The sequence below is a fragment of the Kribbella pratensis genome (genome assembly GCF_004365355.1).
Lineage (GTDB): Bacteria > Actinomycetota > Actinomycetes > Propionibacteriales > Kribbellaceae > Kribbella.
Map to the genome: position 1 here is coordinate 348,948 of NZ_SODP01000001.1, position 20,623 is coordinate 369,570.

At 68.3% G+C, this 20,623-nt stretch carries 19 protein-coding genes; 10 read left to right on the top strand and 9 right to left on the bottom strand.

Annotated features, from left to right (window positions below; translation table 11 throughout):
- Positions 1-282: 282 nt before the first annotated feature.
- A complete protein-coding gene (locus tag EV653_RS01655) occupies positions 283-795 on the bottom strand; it encodes a pyridoxamine 5'-phosphate oxidase family protein (protein ID WP_134097246.1) in 513 nt (170 codons plus the stop codon).
- A gap of 53 nt (positions 796-848) precedes the next feature.
- Between EV653_RS01655 and EV653_RS01660 the strand changes: the two genes are divergently transcribed.
- Positions 849-1,691 carry a DegV family protein gene (locus EV653_RS01660; RefSeq protein ID WP_134097248.1) on the top strand — a complete coding sequence of 281 codons (843 nt, stop codon included), beginning with the start codon at positions 849-851 and terminating at the stop codon, positions 1,689-1,691.
- 49 nt (positions 1,692-1,740) lie between these two features.
- On the opposite strand, the gene EV653_RS01665 is transcribed toward EV653_RS01660, so the two are convergent.
- Positions 1,741-2,373 (bottom strand): DedA family protein, encoded by a 633-nt coding sequence (locus EV653_RS01665; protein WP_134097250.1) that lies wholly within the window; start codon positions 2,371-2,373, stop codon positions 1,741-1,743.
- Positions 2,370-2,615: a hypothetical protein gene (locus tag EV653_RS01670; RefSeq protein ID WP_134097252.1), complete on the bottom strand. Its 246-nt coding sequence runs from the start codon at positions 2,613-2,615 to the stop codon at positions 2,370-2,372. The genes EV653_RS01665 and EV653_RS01670 overlap by 4 nt, the downstream gene beginning before the upstream one ends.
- A 197-nt stretch (positions 2,616-2,812) precedes the next feature.
- Here EV653_RS01670 and EV653_RS01675 point away from each other — a divergent pair, with 197 nt between their 5' ends.
- The 5 genes from EV653_RS01675 to EV653_RS01695 all read left to right on the top strand — a co-directional run bounded on the left by EV653_RS01675 (position 2,813) and on the right by EV653_RS01695 (position 8,953).
- A complete protein-coding gene (locus EV653_RS01675; RefSeq protein ID WP_202871452.1) occupies positions 2,813-3,697 on the top strand; it encodes a class I SAM-dependent methyltransferase in 885 nt (294 codons plus the stop codon).
- A gap of 64 nt (positions 3,698-3,761) precedes the next feature.
- Positions 3,762-4,139: a BlaI/MecI/CopY family transcriptional regulator gene (locus tag EV653_RS01680; protein WP_305000362.1), complete on the top strand. Its 378-nt coding sequence runs from the start codon at positions 3,762-3,764 to the stop codon at positions 4,137-4,139.
- The gene (locus tag EV653_RS01685; RefSeq protein WP_134097254.1) at positions 4,136-5,050 is read left to right on the top strand and encodes a M56 family metallopeptidase; all 915 of its coding nucleotides are present in this window, start codon (positions 4,136-4,138) and stop codon (positions 5,048-5,050) included. Before EV653_RS01680 ends, EV653_RS01685 begins: the two co-directional genes overlap by 4 nt.
- 101 nt (positions 5,051-5,151) lie before the next feature.
- Complete coding sequence (locus EV653_RS41945; RefSeq protein ID WP_238159499.1) at positions 5,152-6,468, top strand: ComEA family DNA-binding protein; 1,317 nt, start codon at positions 5,152-5,154, stop codon at positions 6,466-6,468.
- 121 nt (positions 6,469-6,589) lie between these two features.
- A complete protein-coding gene (locus EV653_RS01695) occupies positions 6,590-8,953 on the top strand; it encodes a ComEC/Rec2 family competence protein (RefSeq protein ID WP_238159500.1) in 2,364 nt (787 codons plus the stop codon).
- A 231-nt stretch (positions 8,954-9,184) separates the two neighbouring features.
- On the opposite strand, the gene EV653_RS01700 is transcribed toward EV653_RS01695, so the two are convergent.
- The gene (locus tag EV653_RS01700; RefSeq protein WP_134097258.1) at positions 9,185-9,739 is read right to left on the bottom strand and encodes an isochorismatase family protein; all 555 of its coding nucleotides are present in this window, start codon (positions 9,737-9,739) and stop codon (positions 9,185-9,187) included.
- 69 nt (positions 9,740-9,808) lie between these two features.
- Here EV653_RS01700 and holA point away from each other — a divergent pair, with 69 nt between their 5' ends.
- On the top strand, positions 9,809-10,792 hold the full coding sequence (holA, locus tag EV653_RS01705; protein ID WP_134097260.1) for a DNA polymerase III subunit delta: 984 nt from the start codon (positions 9,809-9,811) through the stop codon (positions 10,790-10,792).
- 233 nt (positions 10,793-11,025) lie between these two features.
- On the opposite strand, the gene rpsT is transcribed toward holA, so the two are convergent.
- Together rpsT and EV653_RS01715 are read right to left on the bottom strand one after the other, a co-directional pair.
- Complete coding sequence (gene rpsT / locus EV653_RS01710; protein WP_134097262.1) at positions 11,026-11,286, bottom strand: 30S ribosomal protein S20; 261 nt, start codon at positions 11,284-11,286, stop codon at positions 11,026-11,028.
- Positions 11,287-11,406: 120 nt separating this feature from the next.
- The gene (locus EV653_RS01715) at positions 11,407-11,883 is read right to left on the bottom strand and encodes an SRPBCC family protein (RefSeq protein ID WP_166679264.1); all 477 of its coding nucleotides are present in this window, start codon (positions 11,881-11,883) and stop codon (positions 11,407-11,409) included.
- 127 nt (positions 11,884-12,010) lie between these two features.
- On the opposite strand from EV653_RS01715, the gene EV653_RS01720 reads away from it, so the two are divergent.
- Positions 12,011-15,007 (top strand): S8 family serine peptidase, encoded by a 2,997-nt coding sequence (locus EV653_RS01720; protein WP_238159501.1) that lies wholly within the window; start codon positions 12,011-12,013, stop codon positions 15,005-15,007.
- Positions 15,008-15,060: 53 nt separating this feature from the next.
- Here the strand turns inward: EV653_RS01720 and EV653_RS01725 are convergent, their stop codons facing one another.
- From EV653_RS01725 to EV653_RS01735, 3 genes are read right to left on the bottom strand one after another with little or no spacing between them, the layout of a single operon-like run.
- The gene (locus tag EV653_RS01725) at positions 15,061-16,236 is read right to left on the bottom strand and encodes a hypothetical protein (protein WP_134097268.1); all 1,176 of its coding nucleotides are present in this window, start codon (positions 16,234-16,236) and stop codon (positions 15,061-15,063) included.
- Positions 16,233-16,760, bottom strand: a complete 528-nt coding sequence (locus EV653_RS01730; protein WP_238159502.1) for a sigma-70 family RNA polymerase sigma factor — start codon at positions 16,758-16,760, stop codon at positions 16,233-16,235. Before EV653_RS01730 ends, EV653_RS01725 begins: the two co-directional genes overlap by 4 nt.
- A 50-nt stretch (positions 16,761-16,810) precedes the next feature.
- Complete coding sequence (locus EV653_RS01735) at positions 16,811-17,707, bottom strand: phosphotransferase (protein ID WP_134097272.1); 897 nt, start codon at positions 17,705-17,707, stop codon at positions 16,811-16,813.
- Positions 17,708-17,812: 105 nt separating this feature from the next.
- Here EV653_RS01735 and lepA point away from each other — a divergent pair, with 105 nt between their 5' ends.
- Entirely contained in the window at positions 17,813-19,702 is a 1,890-nt protein-coding gene (gene lepA, locus EV653_RS01740; RefSeq protein ID WP_202871453.1) for a translation elongation factor 4, read from the top strand.
- Positions 19,703-20,605, top strand: a complete 903-nt coding sequence (locus tag EV653_RS01745; protein WP_134097274.1) for an aminoglycoside phosphotransferase family protein — start codon at positions 19,703-19,705, stop codon at positions 20,603-20,605. It begins immediately after the preceding gene.
- The last annotated feature ends 18 nt before the right edge of the window (positions 20,606-20,623 follow it).

A 20,623-nucleotide genomic window follows, 5' to 3' on the forward strand; every position in this document is an offset into this window, starting at 1 on the left:
ACGGGCAACCGACGGGTTTGGTCACCCGTCGTCCGGCCGGCCGCTGGGGCCTCCCGGAACCTCGACGAGCTCGCGGTCAGGCCGGACCCGTGTGGTCCGGATACGGGGAGTAGCTCGTCGAGGCTCCATCAACTTCAGCTGACAACCAGGGGGAGTCAGCAGGACAAGCCGGGCTGATGGCGCACGTGGGGACGCCACCAGCCCGGCGTAAGTCCCAAGCGAGGTGAAGGCTTCGGAGGGGTGGCCTTCACCTCGCTGCCGTTCGGTTCCCGCGGCGGGGTTTCAGTTGTCTTTCAGGACCGATTCTTTGTCGAAGGCGTAGCCGACCATCCAGTGCGGTTGGAGGCGGCAGTACACGATGTCGTCACCCCAGCTCGACGGTGAGCTGCCGTAGTGGTTGGTGAGGTGCTCCTCGATCTCGGCGAAGTCCGGGTGCTCCGGCGTCAGGAACTCGACGTTCCCGTGGCTGAACACCCCGATCCGCTCGCCATCGACGTACGAGATGCTCGCCGCCGGCCGCTTCCGCAACTGTCGCGCCTTCGCCGCGGACCCCGAGGTGGTGAACACCCACCGCGCGTGCAGGAAGTGCCCGTCCACCGCACTGATCCGCGGCTCACCCCGCGCCGTCACGGTGGCGAGGTTCAGCGTGCACATCCCGGTCAGAACCCGCACCAGCTCATCGGCATCCAGCCGGCGCTGATCCTTGATGATGTTCCGCAGATGCTGGGTCGACCGCGCGTACGCCGCGTCCAGCAACCCCTGCATCTCGGTGACCTCCGCCACTGTCTCCTTCATGTTGTGGAGTCTGGCACTGCGCTCGGACATTAACTGTCCGGTAACCTCGCTGCATGTCAGCCCGCGTGCAGGTCGTCACCGACTCCACGGCCGGCCTGTCCACGCACGAGGTGCTCCGCCACCCGCTGACCGTCGTACCGCTCCAGGTCGTGATCGGCGGCACGTCGTACGACGACGGCGCGACGTCGGCCGACGCGGTCGCGGAAGCGCTCAAGACCTTCATGCCCGTCTCGACCAGCCGGCCCGCGCCGCAGACGTTCGCCGACACGTACGCCGCCTGCGCTGCCGACGGCGCCGAGGCGGTGGTGTCGATCCACCTGTCCGGCGACATGTCCGGCACTTTCGAGGCCGCGATGATCGGGGCCAAGGAGTCGCCGATCCCGGTCAGGGTGGTCGACTCCCGCTCGCTCGGCATGGGCCTCGGCTTCCCCGTCCTCGCGGCGGCGGCCGCAGCCTCCGCCGGGCAGGACGCCGCCGCGGTCGAGGCAGCGGCACGCGCGACGATGAAGTTCACCTCGGCGTACTTCTACGTCGACACCCTCGAGTACCTCCGCCGCGGCGGCCGCATCGGCGCCGCCCAAGCCCTCTTCGGTACGGCGCTCGCCGTCAAACCACTGCTGACGATCAGCGGCGGCCGCATCGTCCCCCTGGAAAAGGTCCGAACCTCCAGCCGAGCCATCGCCCGCCTGGCCGACATCGCCGTCCAACGCGCCGGCGACACCCCCGTCCAACTCGCAGTCCACCACCTGTCAAGCCTGGAAAAGGCTCAATCCCTGGCCGACGACCTGGCCAACCGCCTCCCCAAAGCCGAAGAAATAGTCCTCCGCGAAGTAGGCGCCGTCATAGGCGCCCACGTAGGCCCCGGCCTCCTCGCAGTAGTAGTCAGCCCCCGCTAACCCACATCGCACGGCAGGGCAGCTGCCGCAGGTTGTGGATCGGCGGCCGTCAGGGGCGCTGGTCGGAGTGGTCTGTTCGGCGGCTGGTGCGACGACGGCGGAGCCGCCAGACGACAACCCCGGCGATGGCGACTGCCAGGACAATCAGCGCGGTCGCGCGACCGAAGGTCTTCTCGATGGTGGCGTAGGAGTTGCCGGCGAGATAGCCAAGCAGCACAACCGCGCTGCCCCAGACCAGTCCGCCGGCAGCATTGAAGGCGAGGAACTTCGGGTAGCGCATGCCGGCGGTTCCGGCGAGGGCGGGCATGATCGCGCGGAAGAACGCGACGAACCGGCCCAGGAACACCGCGACGCCGACTCGGCGTGCGAGTAGATCGCGCGCCGAGTCGATGCGATCGCCGCGCTTCTCCAGAGCCTTGGTGCGCAGGATCCGCGGACCCAGCAGTCGCCCGACCTCGTAGCCGACCGTGTCACCCACGATCGCGGCACCGACCACGACGACCAGCATCACCGCCAGCGATGCGTGACCGCGGCTGGCGGCGACACCACCGAGTACGGCGGCGGTCTCGCCGGGCAGCACGAAACCGACGAACAGCGCATCCTCGGCGAACACGAGCAACCCGACCAGCCCGTACACAGGCAAGCCATGCAGGCCAAGGAGCCAATCGGTCAGCCGGGTCATGACAGTCGCAGCTGACCCGCGGTCACGAGGACAGGCCGCAACCGGGCACCAGCCACGGCGCCGACCAGGTCTGTCAGCGGTCGGCGTTCTGCTCCGAGCTGGCGCACTCCTCCGTCCAGTGAGCCTGGAAGCAGCCTGGTAAGCAGTGCGGCATGCACGATCGCCTGGTTGACGGCCAACGCGAGCAGCGTGGCACCACCTGCGGTGATGGCATTGATCCGCTCGAACAACCACTGGTTCATTCCGACGTCCTGTCTACCACGGTGAACGCAATACCTGGCGACGACGGAGCAGGGCCTTGCCCGGTCGTCCGTTCCGGGCTGGAGGCCCACGCCTGGCGGCGGTCCCTTGACACAGGACCTGGGCGCGCTTTAACTACTATCCGTCTTAGTACTTTGTGGGCGGCCACTGACGCCCAGAGCGCGAGCCGGGGGGCCTTGTGCACAATCCACAACCTTCGAGCGCCGTCGACACGGCGACCCTAGGGCTGCGTCGGCGCCAGCTTCGCCGCCAGCTGAGAGACAGAGCGACCCACGCGCAGTACCACACAGCAGCGTCCGCCTCGGGGTATGCGGATGCGTACGAGGGTTGGGGATCGGTTGCTCGGTTCAACCGATCTCGACGGCACGCTGTCGACGAAGCCATCCGCCGGTCCCAGGGCGACCTGGTGGACATCGGCTCCGGCCCAGGGATGTTCGTGAGACACCTCCTCGACACTCGGCCGAGCGACTTCCGCATCACCGCCTGCGACCGGTCGCCTGCCATGATCGATGCGGCGGCCGGCCGGCTGACAGCGTCGGACCCGGAGGTGTGCCTCTCGGTGAGCCGGATCGAAGACCTGCCGTTTGACGACTGCAGCTTCGACGTCGCTCTCGCGCTCGGCGTACTCGAGTACGTCGACATTGCCCAGGCATTGCCGGAGGTGTCGCGGATAGTCCGTCCCGGTGGCCTGGTCATAGCGACCATGCTCAACCCAGCAAGCCCCTACCGTCTGTTCGAGTGGTGCATCTACTGGCCGGCTCGACGTCTTGCTGGTCGCATCGAAGGCCTACTCGGCATACAGCCCAGTCGGCCCCACGGCGCCCGCCGCTCGGGCATCCGCGCCGTACGCCGCGGCCGTCTCGCCCGGCTCATGCGAGGCGCGGGTCTCACGCCGTACGACGTTGTCGCATTCGACATCACGTCGACCGTCCCGCCGTTCGACAAGCTCGTACGCCGCCACCACCGACGCTGGCGTGACCACCCTGAGCGCACCGTCAGCCGAGGCCTGCGCGGACGCATGGGGACCGGCTACCTGATCGCCGCTCGCAAAGCGCCTGTCTGACCGCCGTCCTTGAAGAGAACCCTGACCAGGTCGGCGAGGTGGACTACCGTGTTCGGTACGGAGAGTGGGGGGCGCCACGGTGCGTGGGTTCGGCGAGCTTGAGGCAGCGGTGATGGACCGGCTGTGGTCCTGGGGTCGCCCCGCGATCGTGCGCGACGTGCTCGACGACCTCAACAAGGAGCGCGACCTCGCCTACACCACGGTGATGACCGTGATGGACAACCTGCACCGCAAAGGCTGGCTGACCCGGGAACGCGACGGACGCGCCTACCGGTACGCACCGGTCGCCACCCGGCAGCAGTACAACGCCGAACTGATGCGCGAGATTCTCGCCGATAGCGGCGACCAGGCGGGCACGCTGCTGCGGTTCGTGGAGACCGTCACTCCCGAGGAGGCCGACGCCATTCGCCGGGCTCTGCGGTCGCGAGGACCTGGCCGATGACGACGATCGCGACCGTCCTGTTCGGGTACGCCGCTGTGCTCGCGGCTGCCTCACCGCGATTCCTGAGCAGCCAATGGCTCGCTCGGTCGCCCCGGCTGGCGTTGGCTCTCTGGCACTCATGCGCCGTGTCGGTCCTGCTGGCTTCCATCCTGGCAACCGTCGCTTGTTACGCCGACGACGGACTGCTGCGTGGCTGGCTGACTGCCATCGACGGAAGCAGCGGCGTACCAGGAATTGTCGCCGCAGCTGTCGCCGTCCTGGTTCCCACTGTGCTGATCGGCCGTGTCACGCTGACCGTGTGGCAGGTACTGGCACGCCATCGGGTTGAACGCGATCGCCATCTGAAACTGGTGTGCCTGCTCGGCCGACACGACCATAGGCTCGGGGTGGACGTCATCCCGGCCGATGTGCCTGCGGCGTACTGCGTTCCGGGGTCAAAGCAGATCGTTCTGACCAAGGGAGCGATCGCGATCCTCAGCGACAACGAGCTCCGCGCCGTCCTCGCACACGAGCGCGCCCACCTCGCGGGCCGTCATCATCTCCTGGTTGCCTGGGCCGACGCTTTGCAGAAGGCCTTCCCCCGGGTTCGGCTCTTCAACGCGATGCAGCAGTCCACCGCCCACCTCGTCGAGCTCCTCGCCGACGACCAAACTCTCCGGCGCGCGTCCGCGGAGAGTCTCGCCTCCGCAATCGCCGCAATGGGATGCGCCCGCACGCCGACGATCGCCCTCGCAGCAACCGGCGGGTCAGTGCTCACCCGCGTCGAACGCCTACTGGCGCCCCCTGCACCCCTACCGGTGGCGACCCGTCTCGGAGCCGCCGGCGCAGCAATATCCCTCGTAGCGCTCCCAATCCTCCCAATCCTCATCCTCACCGCCGGCCACATCCCCTGCCCACACTTCTTCAGCTAACCAACTCCGAAGCCGCATAGTAGCTACGGGGATATCGCTCGTTCTCCACAGATTCGAAGTCGCGAGTTCAGGACAGGCACGAACTCGTACCTTCTCTGGGCGTGAAGGTCTTCCGCCGTACCCCGATCCCCGAACCGGGCGCCCGAGAGCGAGCCCTGGCCCGCCTCGCCGCCCGCCCGCCGACCCACGCCCGACCGGCACCCCCAGACCTCCCGCCCAACCAACCCGCGGACGCCGTTCACCGCGACACCGACGAGCCTGCGTACGTCGCCGGGCGGGGTGCCGACCAGCCTGCGCACGCCGTCGTCCGCGACGCCGACCAGCGGGCGTACGTCACTGGGCCGGGCAGTGGCCAGCCTGCCTCCAGCGCTGGACCGGTAGCCGATCAGCCTGCACCAGTCGCCGGGCCGGGGGCCGACCAGCCTGCGAACGTTGCCGGACCGGGTGCCGACCAACCCGAGTACGGCGCTGGGCCGGTCGCCGGCCGACCCACCTGGGCCGTCAGGTCCGGTGGCGGCGAGCCCCTTCACGACCTGACCAACCCACGCCGCGATCACCCCGGCGACGACTACCTAGAGGAGCGTGATGATGAGGTGCGCGGTGGATGGATACCCGAACAGATCCGGCCCGAACGACTCCGAGACGCCCGCTGGACCCTCACCCCACGCCACGTCCTGGTCCTACTCGCCGTACTTGCCATCGGCCTGTCCTGGGCCGCCTGGACCTTCCTCCGAGCCCGCCCAGAAACTCTCCCGACCATCCAACCCACCATCGCCACCCCCGGCTCACCCGTCGCCCAACCAAGCCCCGGCCAGTCCCAGCCCGGCACCGGCCAGACCCAGCCCGGGGCCAATCAATCACCAGGAGCCAACCCGTCACCCGACCCCAACCAACTGTCAGCCACCAGCCAGCCCCCGGGCACCAACCAGCCCCCGGGCACCAACCAGTCACCAGGTGCCGCGGGCTCACCCGGCCAACCGCTTCTCGTCGTGTACGTCGCCGGCAAAGTCCGTCGCCCCGGCCTCGTCCGAGCACCCACCGGCTCCCGGGTGGCCGACGTACTCGCCCTAGCCGGCGGCCCACTCCCCGGCGTAGACCTCACCACCCTCAACCTCGCCCGCCAAATCACCGACGGCGAACAGATCAACGTGGGCCTGCCAACCCAACCACCACCCGCCAACCCGCCAGGCACAACCACCTCATCCACCCCGAGCGCAGCCTCCACCGACCCCGTCAACCTCAACACCGCCACCCTCGCCCAACTGGACGCCCTCCCCGGCGTCGGCCCCGTCCTGGCCCAACGCATCCTCGACTACCGCACCCAGAACGGCCCCTTCACCACCATCGACCAACTCCAAGAGGTCCCCGGCGTAGGCCCCAAAAAGTTCGACTCCCTAAAACCCCATGTCCGCCTCTAACCCCACCCCCCAACCCACCACCGACCCATCCACCACCGACCCATCCACCACCGACCCATCCACCACCGACCCACTACCCGCTGAACTCCACGACGCACCGGCCGCTGGTGAACCGCTCGATGTGCGGCTGTTGGTCCCGGCTGCAGTCGGTTGGCTGACGGCGGTCGTGCTGGTCGGGCAACGCCCACTTACCGCCGTGCTCGTCTCCGCCGTCGCGCTCGCCGTTGCGGTCACATTCGGGCTCGTCCTGCGCAACAACCCTACCCATCCGCGACGAACGATCGGATGGACAGCAGCCGGCTGCCTCGTCGCGATCGCCGGACTCGGTGTCGCAGCCGCCCTCCAATCCGCCACGCTCCGCAGCGGCCCGATCCGCGACCTGGCGGCCGCCTCCGCGACCGTCAACGTCCGCCTCAAGATCGAAGGAGACCCATCACTTCGTCAAAGCACCACCAGCCGCCGCCCGCCGTACGTAGTCGTTAAAGCAACCATCGAGGAGGTACGCACCCACTCACGCCCAGCAGGCACAACCACAACCCGCATCCGTACGCCGGTGTTCGTCATCGGCACCGCCAAGTGGCAGACGGTCAGATACGGCCAGCACGTCGATGCCACCGGGAGGTTAGGAGCTGTCGAAGACGGCTCGGACGTAGCCGCGATGCTCTCGACCCGCTCGCCACCGCGAATCGTCGACCAACCACCCTGGTGGTTGCGCGCCGCCGAGCAGGTCCGTGCCGGTCTCCGCAAAGCCGTAGCCGACGGGCCTGACGACGTCCGCGGCCTGGTGCCAGCACTTGTGATGGGCGATGTGTCCGGGGTCTCCGCCGAGCTGAACGCTGACTTCCAGACCACCGGCCTAACTCACCTTTCGGCCGTCTCCGGAACGAACCTCACGTTGTTGCTCGCGTTCGTACTCCCGTTGGCGCGGCTGGCCGGGTTGCGCGCCCGCGGTCTGACCGTGGTCGGCGTGCTGATGGTCGTGGTCTTCGTCATCCTCGCCAGACCACAGCCGAGCGTTCTGCGAGCGGCCGCGATGGGCCTGATCGCGCTGGCCGCGATGACAAGCGGGGGAGCCGGGCGTCGCGCCGTACGCAGTCTGTCGGTTGCGGTGATTGTGTTGCTGCTGCTCGATACGTCGTTGGCGCGTTCCGCGGGGTTCGCGTTGTCGGTGCTCGCGACCGCAGGCATTGTCCTGCTCGGACCCGGTTGGCGTGATGCGTTGGCGAGGTGGTTGCCGGGGTGGCTGGCCGATGCGATCTCGTGCCCGCTTGCTGCGCAACTCGCGTGTACGCCGGTCGTCGCGTGGCTCTCAGGACAGGTGTCGCTGGTCGCAGTCGCCGCCAACCTGCTGGCCGGACCGGCCGTCGGTCCGGCAACGATCCTCGGCTTCATCGCGGCCGGAGCCGCCTTGCTGAGCACCGAACTGGCTCAACTCGTCGGCTGGGTTGCGGGCTGGCCCGCCCGTTGGATCATCCTGGTCGCCCGCGAAGGCGCCGACCTGCCGGATGCCGCCAACGCCTGGCCTGCAACCGCAGTCGGGATTGTCGTCCTGACCCTGCTCTGCCTGGCACTCGTGCTCGGCCTGCACCGCATCCTGGCCCGCCCGATCGCGATGATCCTCGCGGTCGTCGTTCTGACCGTCGTCGTACTGCGTCCCGTCGGCTCGCTCGGTTGGCCGCCCGACGACTGGCTCTTCGTGGTCTGCGATGTTGGGCAGGGAGACGGCCTTGTGCTCAGGGCAGGCGAAGGTACGGCGGTTGTCGTCGACACCGGGCCAGATCCGGCCGCGATGGATCGATGCCTGCGGGACCTGGGGATCAAGCACATCCCCGTGCTCGTACTCAGTCATTTCCATGCCGATCACGTCGGCGGGCTGGCTGGCGTACTGAACGGACGGAAGGTCGACGAGATCGAGGTGACGCCGTACTTCTCGCCACGGGCGGAGTACAGCCGGGTGGTCGATCTCGCGGCGCACTATGGGATCGGCATGCGGACGGTCACGTTCCACGAGCAGCGGACAGTAGGTCAGCTGAGCTGGACGACGCTCTGGCCTGCACGGGTGCCGGTGCTGCCGCCGCCCGGTACGTCGTCGGCGACCTCGTCGGACGAAGGTTCGCCGGAGAACAACGCCAGCATCGCGATGATGGTCGAGGTCGCTGGTCTCCGCATCTTGCTCACCGGCGACCTCGAACCCGAGTCCCAGCGAGCCGTCCTGGCATCAGGCGTGGATCTGCGGGCCGACGTCCTGAAGGTGCCGCACCACGGTTCAGCCCAGCAGGAGCCCGAGTTCATCGCGGCCACCCACGCCCGCCTGGCCCTCATATCCGCCGGTCGAGACAACGACTACGGCCACCCGGCCCCCAGAACCCTGGACCTCCTGTCCCACGACGCCATCCGCACCGCCACCACCAACGTCAACGGCCCCCTCACCGTCACCAACAACGACAACCACCTAGCTCTCACCACAACACATCCAGCACCATGACCACACCGCACGGCAGGCGGCACGCGCGGCGAGCAACCGGCAGTGCGAGCAACCGGGAGTGCGAGGAAGGTAGCCCGGAGGCGGTGGTGCGGGCACGCCGGGAGGCGCTCTTGCCTGTAAGCGGGCGGTGGTGCGGGGAGGCGGTGTATGAGGAACCGGGGGTGGCGCTCGTGGACGCAGCCGGGGGCGGGGAGGCCGTGGTGCGAGCAGCCAGGCGTGGGGAAGTGGCGGTTACGCGAACGTGATGGCTTTGGTGGGGAGTGTGGTTTTGGCTTGGTTGCCGAGGGACCAGGCGGCGACGCGGGAGGCGAGGTGGGCGGGGATCTCCTCGGAGACTCCTGGGACTGCGGGGATGTTGTAGGTGGCGTGGGCGTCGTGGGGGAGGACTACGTGGTAGCCGCGTGCCAGTGCTGTCTTGGCGGTTGCGGCTACGCACATTTCGGACATGACGCCGCAGATGGCCGGCGAGCGTACGCCGGCCGAGACCAGGATCTGCCCGAGTGCAGTCCCATCGAAGCCGTCGTCCCGCGGCTTCCGGACCACGTGCTCGCGTGCGCCGAGCTTCACCGGCAGGTACAGCTCCCAGCCCGGCGTCTCCGGCTCGTCATCGGCACCGGGAGGACCGTCGTTCTGTAGATGTACGACGACCGCGCCCGCCTGACGCGCCCGCTCCAACAGCTCACCGACCCGTTCTAGCAGGCGATCCGCATCAGGCACGGCATCCGGGCCGGAGACGAACGCGATCTGCATGTCCACGACGATCAAGGCGTCGGCAGGTTGGGTCATGGGGTCATCCTGGTTGGTTTGCCGAGGGTATGCACTCGGATTGTCGGCGCGGCGTGGGATGCTGGCTCGGTGGCTGCTCGTAGGGGTTCTGCGCCGAAGCTCGGTGATGTGTTGCTGGTGACCGGGAGTGAGTCGTTCCTCGCGGATCGGGCGGTGCGGTCGGCGATCGCGGCGGTGTCGAAGGACGCTTCCGAGGTCGAGGCGACCGACGTCGACGCGGCCACGCTGGATGTCGGAATCTTCGCCGAGCTCACCGGGCCGTCGTTGTTCGCGAGCGAGCGGGTGCTGGTGCTCCGATCGCTGGAGAACCTGCCGAGCGAGATGGTGCCGCACCTGATCGAGTACGCCGGGTCGCCGTCGGACGACGTACTCGCGGTGCTGGTGCACTCGGGCGGTCAGAAGGGCAAGGGCGTTCTCGACAAGTTGCGGAAGGCATCGGTCAACGAGGTCGTCGCGACGGCGCCGAAGGCCTGGGAGTTGCCGCAGTTCGTGGCGGGAGAGATCCGGCTGCACGGCGGGACTGTCGATGAGGGCGCGGCGTCGGCGCTGGTGGACGCGGTCGGGCATGACCTGCGGGCGCTGGCCGGGGCATGTTCGCAGCTGGTGTCGGACTCGGGCGGTCAGGCGGTGACGGCCGAGCTGATCGGGCAGTACTTCGGTGGGCGCGCGGAGGTCACGAGCTTTGCGGTCGCGGATGCGGCGATCGCCGGGCGGACGGAGCCGGCGCTGGAGCAGCTGCGGTGGGCGCTGGACTGCGGGGTTGCGCCGGTGCTCGTCACGAGCGCGATGGCGGGCGGCTTGCGGGGGCTGGCGAAGTACTCGAGTGCGCCCAGCGGGATGCGCGAGGCGGATCTGGCGCGCGAGGTCGGCGTACCGCCGTGGAAGCTCAAGCAGCTCAAGCAGCAGGCCCGTGGCTGGACTCCCGGCGGACTCGCGACCGCGATCAAGGCCGTCGCTCAGGCCGACGCCGACGTCAAAGGCGCCTCCGGCGACGCCGGCTACGCCCTCGAGCGCATGGTCCTAGCCATCACCCGCTCCCACGGCCGGCGCTGACGACGCAACCCCACCATCCCCGCGCCTCCGCTCACGCGCCTGGGCGCCGGCGGGATCTCGCCGTCGATCCTGATCTGGGTCGCTTACACAACATCTGGTGGGCTTGAACAGGTAATAACCTGTGCGAGGCCACCAGATGGTGTGTCCGGCCCCGGGCACGCAAAAACGATCGGCCGGTCGTTGGGGACGGGCCGATCGTTTGGGGGCCGCGCGTCAGGGGCGCGGCCGGGGCCTCAGAGGGAGGCGGCCTTCTTGAAGAGGGCCGACTTGCGGTTGGCGGCCTGGTTGGCGTGGATGACGCCCTTGCTGACGGCCTTGTCGAGCAGGCGGCCGGCCTTGCGGGCGGTCTCCTGGGCCTTGTCGGCCTCGCCGGCCTCGACGGCCTCGTGGAAGCGGCGCACAGCCGTCTTGAGGGTCGACTTCACCGACTTGTTGCGAAGTCGCGCAGCCTCGTTCTGGCGGTTGCGCTTGATCTGGGACTTGATGTTCGCCACGAAGAAGAGCCTCGATCAGGTGTGTGCGGTCAATACGGAAGGTGTCGCGGCGCACGGCTATACACCGCCCGTGGGCGCGCGAAGAGCCAGATTACCAACAAGCCGACCCCAGCTCCAAACTCACTCCGGCGTGAGCGCCGACTCGGCGGCAGATTTCAGCCGCACCAGAGTGGTGTGGATCCCGTTCGCGTTGCGCGGAGTGCGGTTGCCGAAGACGGGACGGAAGACCGCTCGCAGGACCCTGGGGCGGCGGTCGGTCCAGGACTCGGTGACCTCGCAGCCGCTCGCGGTCGGGGTGAACGAGTAGTTCCAGAGCGAGATCGGGATCGGGCCGAAGTGGATGGAGAAGGTGAACCGGCGGCCCGGCTCGGCGGCCTCCACGCGCCCGAAGGTGAACCAGCGCACCACGCCGGCCCGGTTGTGGCCGATGAACCGCCGGCCGGCGACCGAACCAGACGAAGCCGATCGCGACGACGTTGTCCAGGTGACCCGGGTGCATTCGGGGCTCCACTCGCGCATCCGCGGTAGATCGCTCACCAATGAATACAGCGTCGCGGGCGAGGCAGCCACCGAGATCGACTCGGTCAGATCGGGCATCGGGTTTTCCCTTGCTGTTGGCATCGGCCTGCTGAAGCGAGGGTGACACTGTCGGCGGCTGACGGCATACTCAGGGCCCCGCGAGCCAACGCTCCGCCATCGCGCCGTCCAGCCCTGGAGGATCTCCGTGACCCGCAAACGCCAGGCGATCATCGTCGCCTCAGCGCTGATCGCCGCAACCGCCGGCGTACCGCTGCTGGTGAACGCGGCCAACGCCAGCCAACCGGCGACCCGAACCGCTGACCCGGACGTCAAGCGCTCCGAGACCGGTTCGTACATCGTCCAGCTCGACGACTCGCCAGTCGCCGAGTACGACGGCGGCATCGCCGGCCTCGCCGCCACCAAGGTCGCGCCCGGCGGCAAGCTGCTGAAGACCGCCGCTCCGGTGATCGACTACGTCAAGCACCTGGCCGGTGAGCGCGACCAGCTCCTGAAGACGACCAACGTCAAGAAGCTCTACGACTACAACTACACGTACGCCGGTTTCTCCGCCGAGATGTCGTACGACGACGCGGTCAAGCTGGCGAAGTCGTCCGGGGTGAAGAGCGTCGAGCCGAGCGAGCTCGAGCACGTCGACACCGTCGACACCCCGCGCTTCCTCGGCCTGTCCGGCAAGGGCGGCGCGTGGCAGCAGGCCGGCGGCGTCGACAAGGCGGGCGACGGCGTGATCATCGGCATGATCGACTCCGGGTACACCCCGGAACGCCCGAGCTTCGCGCCGATGAAGACCACCAAGCAGTCCGACGCGATCATCGCGAAGAAGTGGAAGGGCACCTGCCAGGCCGGCGAGGAAGCGCCCGTCACGTGCAACAACAAGGTGATCGGCGCCCGGTACTTCGACAAGGGCATCGGCACCCGCCCGATCCCGGAGGAGTACAAGTCGCCACGTGACTACGGCGGCCACGGCACGCACACCGCGAGCACTGCAGCCGGCAACTACGGCGTCGAGATGAGCGTCATGGGCCGCGACTACGGCAAGGGCTCCGGCATGGCGCCGCACGCTCGCCTCGCGATCTACAAGGCTCTGTGGGCGGTCGACGCGACCGGCGGCGGCAGCGGTACGGACGCCGACATCGTGGCCGCGATCGATGCCGCGGTCGCGGACGGCGTGGATGTCATCAACTACTCCATCTCGGGCAGCGGATCGTCATACGTGAACGCCACCGGGCTCGCCTTCCTCAGGGCGGCCAAGGCAGGCGTGTTCGTCGCGACGAGCGCCGGCAACACCGGCCCGGGCGAGGCGACGGTCGGCAAGACGTATCCGTGGGTGACATCGGTTGCCAACGGCACCCATGACCGCGACATCCAGACCACGGTCACGCTCGGGAACGGGAAGTCGTACACGGGTGCGGGCATCGGCGCCGGCGTGCCACAAACGTCGGTGATCCTGGCCAAGGATGCAGGCCTCGCAGGCGCCGACCCGGCCAACCTCACGCTCTGCCAGGCCGGCACGCTCGACCCGGCGAAGGTCAAGGGCAAAATCGTGGTGTGTGACCGCGGCGTGAACGCCCGCGTCGACAAGAGCCTGCAGGTGAAGAACGCCGGCGGCGTCGGCATGATCCTGCTCAACCTCACCCCGAGCACGCTCGACTCCGATCTCCATTCGGTCCCGACCGTCCACCTCGACGACAAGGCCGCCCCGGAGGTCAAGGCGTACGTCGGTGGCACGACCGACCCGACCGCGACGATCAGCGCGGGTACGCCGGTCCGCGTGACCGCGCCGATGGTGGCCGCCTCCTCCAGCCGCGGCCCGTCCCCGGCCGGCAATGGCGACCTGCTCAAGCCGGACGTCATGGCGCCGGGCACGAACGTCCTCGCCGCGACGACCGCGTTCAGCGCCGCCGGCGGCGAGTACGCGTTCATGAGCGGTACGTCGATGTCGACGCCGCACGTCGCGGGCATTGCCGCCATACTGAAGGCCAAGCACCCGACCTGGTCCCCGATGGCGATCAAGTCCGCGATGATGACGACCGCGACCGACAAGGACACCGCAGGCAATCCGATCAAGAACGACTCCGGCTCGCAGGCCAACCCGTTCGGGTACGGCGCCGGCCTCGTGCAGCCGAAGCTGGGCATGGACCCCGGCCTGGTCTACGACTCGACGTACACCGACTGGACGAAGTTCGTCTGCGGATCCGGTCAGGTCCCGGCCACGCACGAGCTGTGCGCGAACGGCAAGATCGACCTGAGCGACCTCAACTACCCGACGGTCGCGATCGGCGACCTGGCCGGTAGGCAGACCGTCACCCGGACCGTGACGAATGTCGGCAAGCTGCCCGAGATCTACTTCCCGAAGGTCGAGGGCGTGACGGGTCTCAAGGTGACCGTGTCGCCGCGGATCCTGGTCACGCTGCCCGGCCGCAGTACGACGTACAAGGTGACGTTCGAGAACAGCGGGGCCCCGCTCGAGCAGTACTCGTTCGGCCGCCTGGTCTGGAAGTCGACGAAGCACTCCGTGGCCAGCACGCTCGCGATCAAGCCGCTCACGGTGAAGGCGCCGACCCAGGTCAACGGCACCGGGACGAGTGGCTCCGTGCAGGTCCCGGTCACGGCCGGGTACGCCGGGACGCTCAACACGACGGCCGTCGGTCTGGACGCGGCCGCGGTCGGCGAGGCAGCACTGAAGAGCCCGGGCGGCGTGGCGTTCCCGACGACCGCCCCGAAGGCCAACGATCACGTCGCGAAGTTCACGGTCAACGTCCCGGCCGGTACGACGCACGCCAGGTTCTCCACGTTCGACGCGGACTACCCGGCGGGCACCGACCTGGATGTGTTCGTCTACCGAGCCGGGACGACCACTCTGCTCGGTAGCAGCACAGGTGGTTCGGCCGAGGAGGAGATCAACCTCCTACGGCCGGCAGGCGGTCAGGTGGACGTGTACGTCGACTTGTACGCCGGAGCGAACGAGCAGACCGTCAAGCTCAACCACTGGGAGCTGCAGAAAGCTGCGGGCAACCTGACAGCCACACCGGCCAGCCAAAGCGTCCAAGTAGCCGGCCAAGCTGAAGTGACGGCCAGCTGGACCGGCCTGACCGCCGGCACCCGGTACCTGGGCCAGTTCCGCTTCTCCGACGGCGCAGACGGCTCCGGCTCCGGCTCCACCATCGTCCGAGTCGACGGCTGAACACAGAACATCGGCTCAGCACGCAATGAGCGTGCTGAGCCGATGGGCGTGGATCAGGGCTGTACCTGCTGGATGATCTCGTCGGGCTTGGCGACCGCGACCTGCTTGCATTCGCCGGTCGCGACGGCGCACCGGAACAGCTTCTGCGCGGGACCGGATTCGTCGACCACGATGATGTTGTCCGGGTCCTCGAAGATCGCGTCCTCGAACCACTTCGCCGTGGCCGGAAGCTTCATCTTCGTGACCTTCCCCGTCGCGATGTCGACGGCGACCCCGATGTTGCTGATGGTCATCGTCGCCCCGTCCGGTGACACCGACACGTACGCCGCGGCCACTGGGGCCTTGAAGCAGTATTCACGCTTCGCCTCGAGCCCCTGGGCTCCCAGCGTGGCAGCTGTGACGCAGGACCGGTCGCCCTTGAAGGTGATGTGCGTGACGGTGTTGTTACTGCGCGTCACGTGAAGGGTGCCGGCACTGAACGTCCCGACCGTCCGGACGTCCTTCGATCCGGGCTGCCAGAGCTTCACGGCCACCGGGTCCGGAGAGTGCTCGTCCAGCCAGATGCCGTCCTTGTTCCAGCCGAGGAGTTCGAGGTTCGGGGTCTTGACGGTGAGGCTCGACACCTCCTTACCGGTCCTGATGTCGACGACGACCACTCGATTCTCGGCCCGGCCGAACTTCGAGAGCGCGACGGCGAACTGTTGCCCGTCGGGTGAGACCCTCGGGCCGAAGGCTCCGAGCGGCCCGATCGGCCGGACCTTGCCGCTCGTCGAGACGACGGCGACCTGTGCCTTGTCCGGATCGGGGTAGCCGGTGTTGACGAGCCAGCCGCCCTCGGTCCGCGCGACGACATTGCCCTTCACGCCCGGGTTCTTGACGGACTTTCCGCCGTCGTGGACTGCCGCCCACCAGGTGTCGAGCGGGTTGTCCGGGTTGTTCTGGACGAGAGTCGTGTACGGGATCTTGGGTGCTCCGGCCGAAACCGGTCCCCTGGCCGGCAGGCCGCTCACGGACGGCTGCTCGTCGTGCTTGACCAAGCCGTGCAGGAAGGGCACGGCCAGGGTCAGCACCGCCGCGATACCGGCAGCGGCGATCGCCATCGGCACCCATCGGCGGCGGGTGGACGTGCCGGTGCTATCCAGTTCCAGGCCGGGGCCGTGGGCGGAGTCAGGCACGGTGTCTGCCTTGGCGTGTAGGTAGTCGCGGAGGCGGGTCTCGGTGTCGTTCATCGGAGTTCCTCGAGTTTCCTGGTGAGAGCCGTCAGGCCGCGCGACGCGGTCGCCCTGGCGGTGGATGCGCTGATGCCGAGGATCTCGGCGATCTCGTCGAAGGGCAGGTCCAGGTAGTAGCGCAGGACGAGCACCTCGCGGGACCGGGTGGCCAGCGACTGGAGCGCCTGCCGTACCTGGAGCCGCTCCTCCCCGAGCACGGCGGTGCTCTCCGCGGAGTCCTGTGGCGCCTGGTGCGGTGGGGTGTAGAGGCGGGCCACCCTGCGGCGCCGCAGCGCGGACCGGCCCGCGTTGAGCACGGTCGAACGCAGGTATTCGAGCGCCTTGTCGGAGTCCTTCAGCGGCCATCGCCGATAGAGCTGGGCGAACGCCTCCTGGACTATGTCTTCGGCTGTCTGTCGGTCATCGATCACCAGGACGGCCAGGCGCACGAGACCGCGCCACTCCCGGCCGTAGAGCGCTGTCACGGCGTCACGTGCCTCGTCGCCGGCCGCCACCTGGTGAGGATGCTGCTCGATACTCACCACTAGATTCGTCACACCCTGAGAGACGTCCGGCCGCCGGGAACGCTGCATCAGAGCCGATGGCGTACCCAGTCGAGGTGGACGATGGCGCTCTCCCGCTGCCATGTCCTCATAGTGGGGATCCCAGGGGGCGCCGGCTGCGCCGAACCCCACCACAGCCCGCCTCCGACGGCCGCGATGAACCCTGTGATCGCCTCGTCGTCAGGCAGATCCGGCAGTACGACGGACCCTCGCATCTCGGCGTGCAGGATGACTGTGTCGGTCCAGCGGGGAGCCAGCCCCGGATGCGCCCAGTCGATGAACACCACCCGGTCGTCGGTCAGGATGATGTTGTCCGCCCGCAGGTCGTAATGCGCCAGGGCCTTACCCTCGGCCAGCGCGCGGAGCCCTTTCCGGGCCAGCTCCGCGAACTCCTCGACCCGGTCTTCCATCCAGGACGGTACGGCGAGACCGTCCTCCAGCACGTTGTCCCACCGGCTCAGGAAGTCGCGGCTCCGGACAGCGACCACAGGCGCGTCCGGCCACGGCGACGGGTCCAGTACGTCGGTCAGCTCCGCCAGCGCGTCCAGGACCCGGTCCGCGTCAGCCTGCTCCCACGGGTGCGCGGGCAGTCGCCCGGAGATGTCCTCGAAGAGCATGCCGACCCAGTCGCCGTCGTCGTACACGTCGTACAGCCGCGGAGCCATCGGGAGCGGGCCGATGGCCTGCATGGCGGTGATCTCCTGGCGGAACAGCTGCGGCGTCTTCGGGTTCAGCGACGTACCGACGGCCTTGACGAAGGCCCGGCGGCCGGATGCGGTCACCAGGCGGGCGGCGACGCCGGGAGAGAAGCCGCCCTGCTGGGTGGCGGCCGACACCACCGCCGAACCGAGCGCGCGCTCGACCCAGTCCCGGACCGGTACGGGCATCTTCTCGTAGGGCAGCCTGACCCCAGCAGCGTGCGCCATACCTCACCACGCTATCGGGCCCTTGCTAGTGATTTTCGAATCTGCTGGACCCGCATGGGATGATTGACCGGATATCACCCTAGAGACCAGAACTGGATCCCCTCCGTGCCCGTTGGCCCCACGAATGTGCCGCAGCCGGGTCGTACCGACCCGTCGCTGATCCGGAACTTCTGCATCATCGCCCACATCGACCATGGCAAGTCGACGCTGGCCGATCGGATGCTGCAGATCACCGGTGTGGTCGACGACCGCTCGATGCGGGCGCAGTACCTCGACCGGATGGACATCGAGCGCGAGCGCGGCATCACGATCAAGTCGCAGGCGGTCCGGCTCCCGTTCACCCCTGGCCCGGACACGCCGGGTGGCCTGCTCGCGCCGGACGGTACGACGTACATCCTGAACATGATCGACACACCCGGCCACGTGGACTTCACGTACGAGGTCTCGCGGTCGCTCGAGGCGTGTGAAGGCGCTGTCCTGCTGGTCGACGCGGCGCAGGGGATCGAGGCGCAGACCCTGGCGAACCTGTACCTCGCACTGGGCGCGGATCTGCACATCATCCCGGTGCTGAACAAGATCGACCTGCCCAGCGCCCAGCCGGAGAAGTACGCGGCCGAGCTGGCGCACATCATCGGCTGCGACCCGTCCGACGTGCTCAAGGTCTCCGCGAAGACCGGTGAGGGCGTCGAGGACCTGCTGAGCGAGATCGTCGCGCAGATCGACCCGCCGAAGGGCATCAAGGACGCTCCGCCCCGGGCGCTGATCTTCGACTCGGTCTACGACACCTACCGCGGCGTGGTCACCTACGTCCGGGTGGTGGACGGCGAGCTGACCCACCGGGACCGGATCAAGATGATGTCGACCGGTGCGGTACACGAGATGCTCGAGGTGGGCGTCATCTCCCCGGAGCCGATGAAGTCGCCGAGCATCGGCGTCGGCGAGGTCGGCTACCTGATCACCGGCGTGAAGGACGTCCGCCAGTCCCGCGTCGGTGACACGGTCACGGCGGCCGTGCATGGCGCCACCGAGCCGCTCGGGGGCTACAAGCACCCGCAGCCGATGGTGTACTCCGGTCTGTTCCCGATCGACGGTGACGACTACCCGACGCTGCGTGACGCCCTCGAGCGCCTGCAGCTGAACGACGCGGCCCTGCAGTACGAGCCGGAGACCTCGGGCGCGCTCGGGTTCGGCTTCCGCTGCGGGTTCCTCGGGCTGCTGCACATGGAGATCGTCCGCGAGCGGCTCGAGCGCGAGTTCGACCTGGACCTGATCTCCACCGCGCCGAACGTGGTCTACCGGGTCGAGATGGAGGACGGCAAGGAGTTCGTCGTCACGAACCCGAGCGAGTTCCCCGAGGGCAAGATCGCCGATATCTACGAGCCGGTCGTCCGCGCGACGATCCTGAGCCCGAAGGACTTCATCGGCGTCATCATGGAGCTCTGCCAGTCCAAGCGCGGCAACCTGCTCGGCATGGAGTACCTGTCCGAGGACCGGGTCGAGCTCCGCTACACGCTGCCGCTGGCCGAGATCGTCTTCGACTTCTTCGATCAGCTGAAGTCGAAGACCAAGGGCTACGCCTCGCTCGACTACGAGCCGACCGGTGAGCAGTCGGCCCAGCTGGTGAAGGTCGACATCCTGCTGCAGGGCGAGACCGTCGACGCGTTCTCGGCGATCGTGCACCGCGACAACGCCTACGCGTACGGCGTCGCGCTGGCCGGCAAGCTGAAGGAACTGATCCCGAGGCAGCAGTTCGAGGTGCCGATCCAGGCCGCGATCGGGTCCCGGATCATCGCCCGCGAGTCGATCCGCGCGATGCGCAAGGACGTGCTGGCGAAGTGCTACGGCGGTGACATCACCCGGAAGCGCAAGCTGCTCGAGAAGCAGAAGGAAGGCAAGAAGCGGATGAAGATGGTCGGCCGCGTCGAGGTCCCCCAAGAGGCCTTCATCGCCGCCCTCCGCACCTCCGAACCAGCCGAGAAAGCCGGCAAGAAGTAGGTGCCGGTCGACATCCCGGCTGGCCTGCTTGCAGTTGCTTCGCGGGGGCAGGAGTGGGCGGATTGGCTGGATCGGCTTCCGCGGCTGCTGCGCGATCTGCTCGGCGAGTGGTCGTTGCAGGTCGACGGTACGGCGGCCTACGGGAACTGCGCGATCGTCGTACCGGTGCTTGCCGGCGGGCAGCGCGCCGTACTCAAGGTGCAGTTCCCGCACTGGGAGGCCGAGACCGAGCACCTCGCGCTGCGGACCTGGGCCGGCAACGGCGCCGTACAGCTGCTGCGCGCCGACCCGCGGCGGTTCGCCTTGCTGCTGGAGCGGTTGGAGTCGCGCGACCTGACCACGATCGACGCGCTGGACGCCTGCGAGATCGTTGGCCAGACCTACAAGCGGCTGCACGTCGCCGCCGGCCCGCAGTACCGGCCGTTGTCGGGGGAGCTGAAGCGCTGGGTGGAGGGCTTCCGCAGGCTGCCCGCGTCGGCGCCGGTGCCGCATCGGTACGTCGAGCAGGCGATCTCGTTGTCGGAGGACTTCATCGCCGACCCGGCCACCGACGGCAGGCTGATCCACACCGACCTGCACTACGAGAACATGCTGGCCGCGGACCGTGAGCCCTGGCTGGTGATCGACCCGAAGCCGCTGTCCGGTGACCCGCACTTCGAGGTCGCACCGCTGATCTGGAACCGCTGGGACGAAGTAGTTGCCGCCGGCGACCTTCGGTTCGCGGTCCGGCAACGGTTCTACACAGCGATCGACGCCGCCGGCCTGGACGAGGATCGCGCCCGCGACTGGGTGATCGTCCGCCAGATGCTCAACGTGCTGGGAACACTCGAGAACACCGACGGCACGCTGCCCCAGGACTGGCTGACCCGCAACATCGCGATCGTGAAGGCCATACAGAATTAGCCACAGCCAGGACTACGG

What these genes read in the sequence shown, in the direction of transcription:
- EV653_RS01655 (WP_134097246.1), bottom strand. Translation starts at nt 795, where the DNA reads ATGAAGGAGACAGTGGCGGAGGTCACCGAGATGCAGGGGTTGCTGGAC.
- EV653_RS01660 (WP_134097248.1), top strand. Translation starts at nt 849, where the DNA reads ATGTCAGCCCGCGTGCAGGTCGTCACCGACTCCACGGCCGGCCTGTCC.
- EV653_RS01665 (WP_134097250.1), bottom strand. Translation starts at nt 2,373, where the DNA reads ATGACCCGGCTGACCGATTGGCTCCTTGGCCTGCATGGCTTGCCTGTG.
- EV653_RS01670 (WP_134097252.1), bottom strand. Translation starts at nt 2,615, where the DNA reads ATGAACCAGTGGTTGTTCGAGCGGATCAATGCCATCACCGCAGGTGGT.
- EV653_RS01685 (WP_134097254.1), top strand. Translation starts at nt 4,136, where the DNA reads ATGACGACGATCGCGACCGTCCTGTTCGGGTACGCCGCTGTGCTCGCG.
- EV653_RS01700 (WP_134097258.1), bottom strand. Translation starts at nt 9,739, where the DNA reads ATGACCCAACCTGCCGACGCCTTGATCGTCGTGGACATGCAGATCGCG.
- EV653_RS01715 (WP_166679264.1), bottom strand. Translation starts at nt 11,883, where the DNA reads ATGCCCGATCTGACCGAGTCGATCTCGGTGGCTGCCTCGCCCGCGACG.
- EV653_RS01725 (WP_134097268.1), bottom strand. Translation starts at nt 16,236, where the DNA reads ATGAACGACACCGAGACCCGCCTCCGCGACTACCTACACGCCAAGGCA.
- EV653_RS01735 (WP_134097272.1), bottom strand. Translation starts at nt 17,707, where the DNA reads ATGGCGCACGCTGCTGGGGTCAGGCTGCCCTACGAGAAGATGCCCGTA.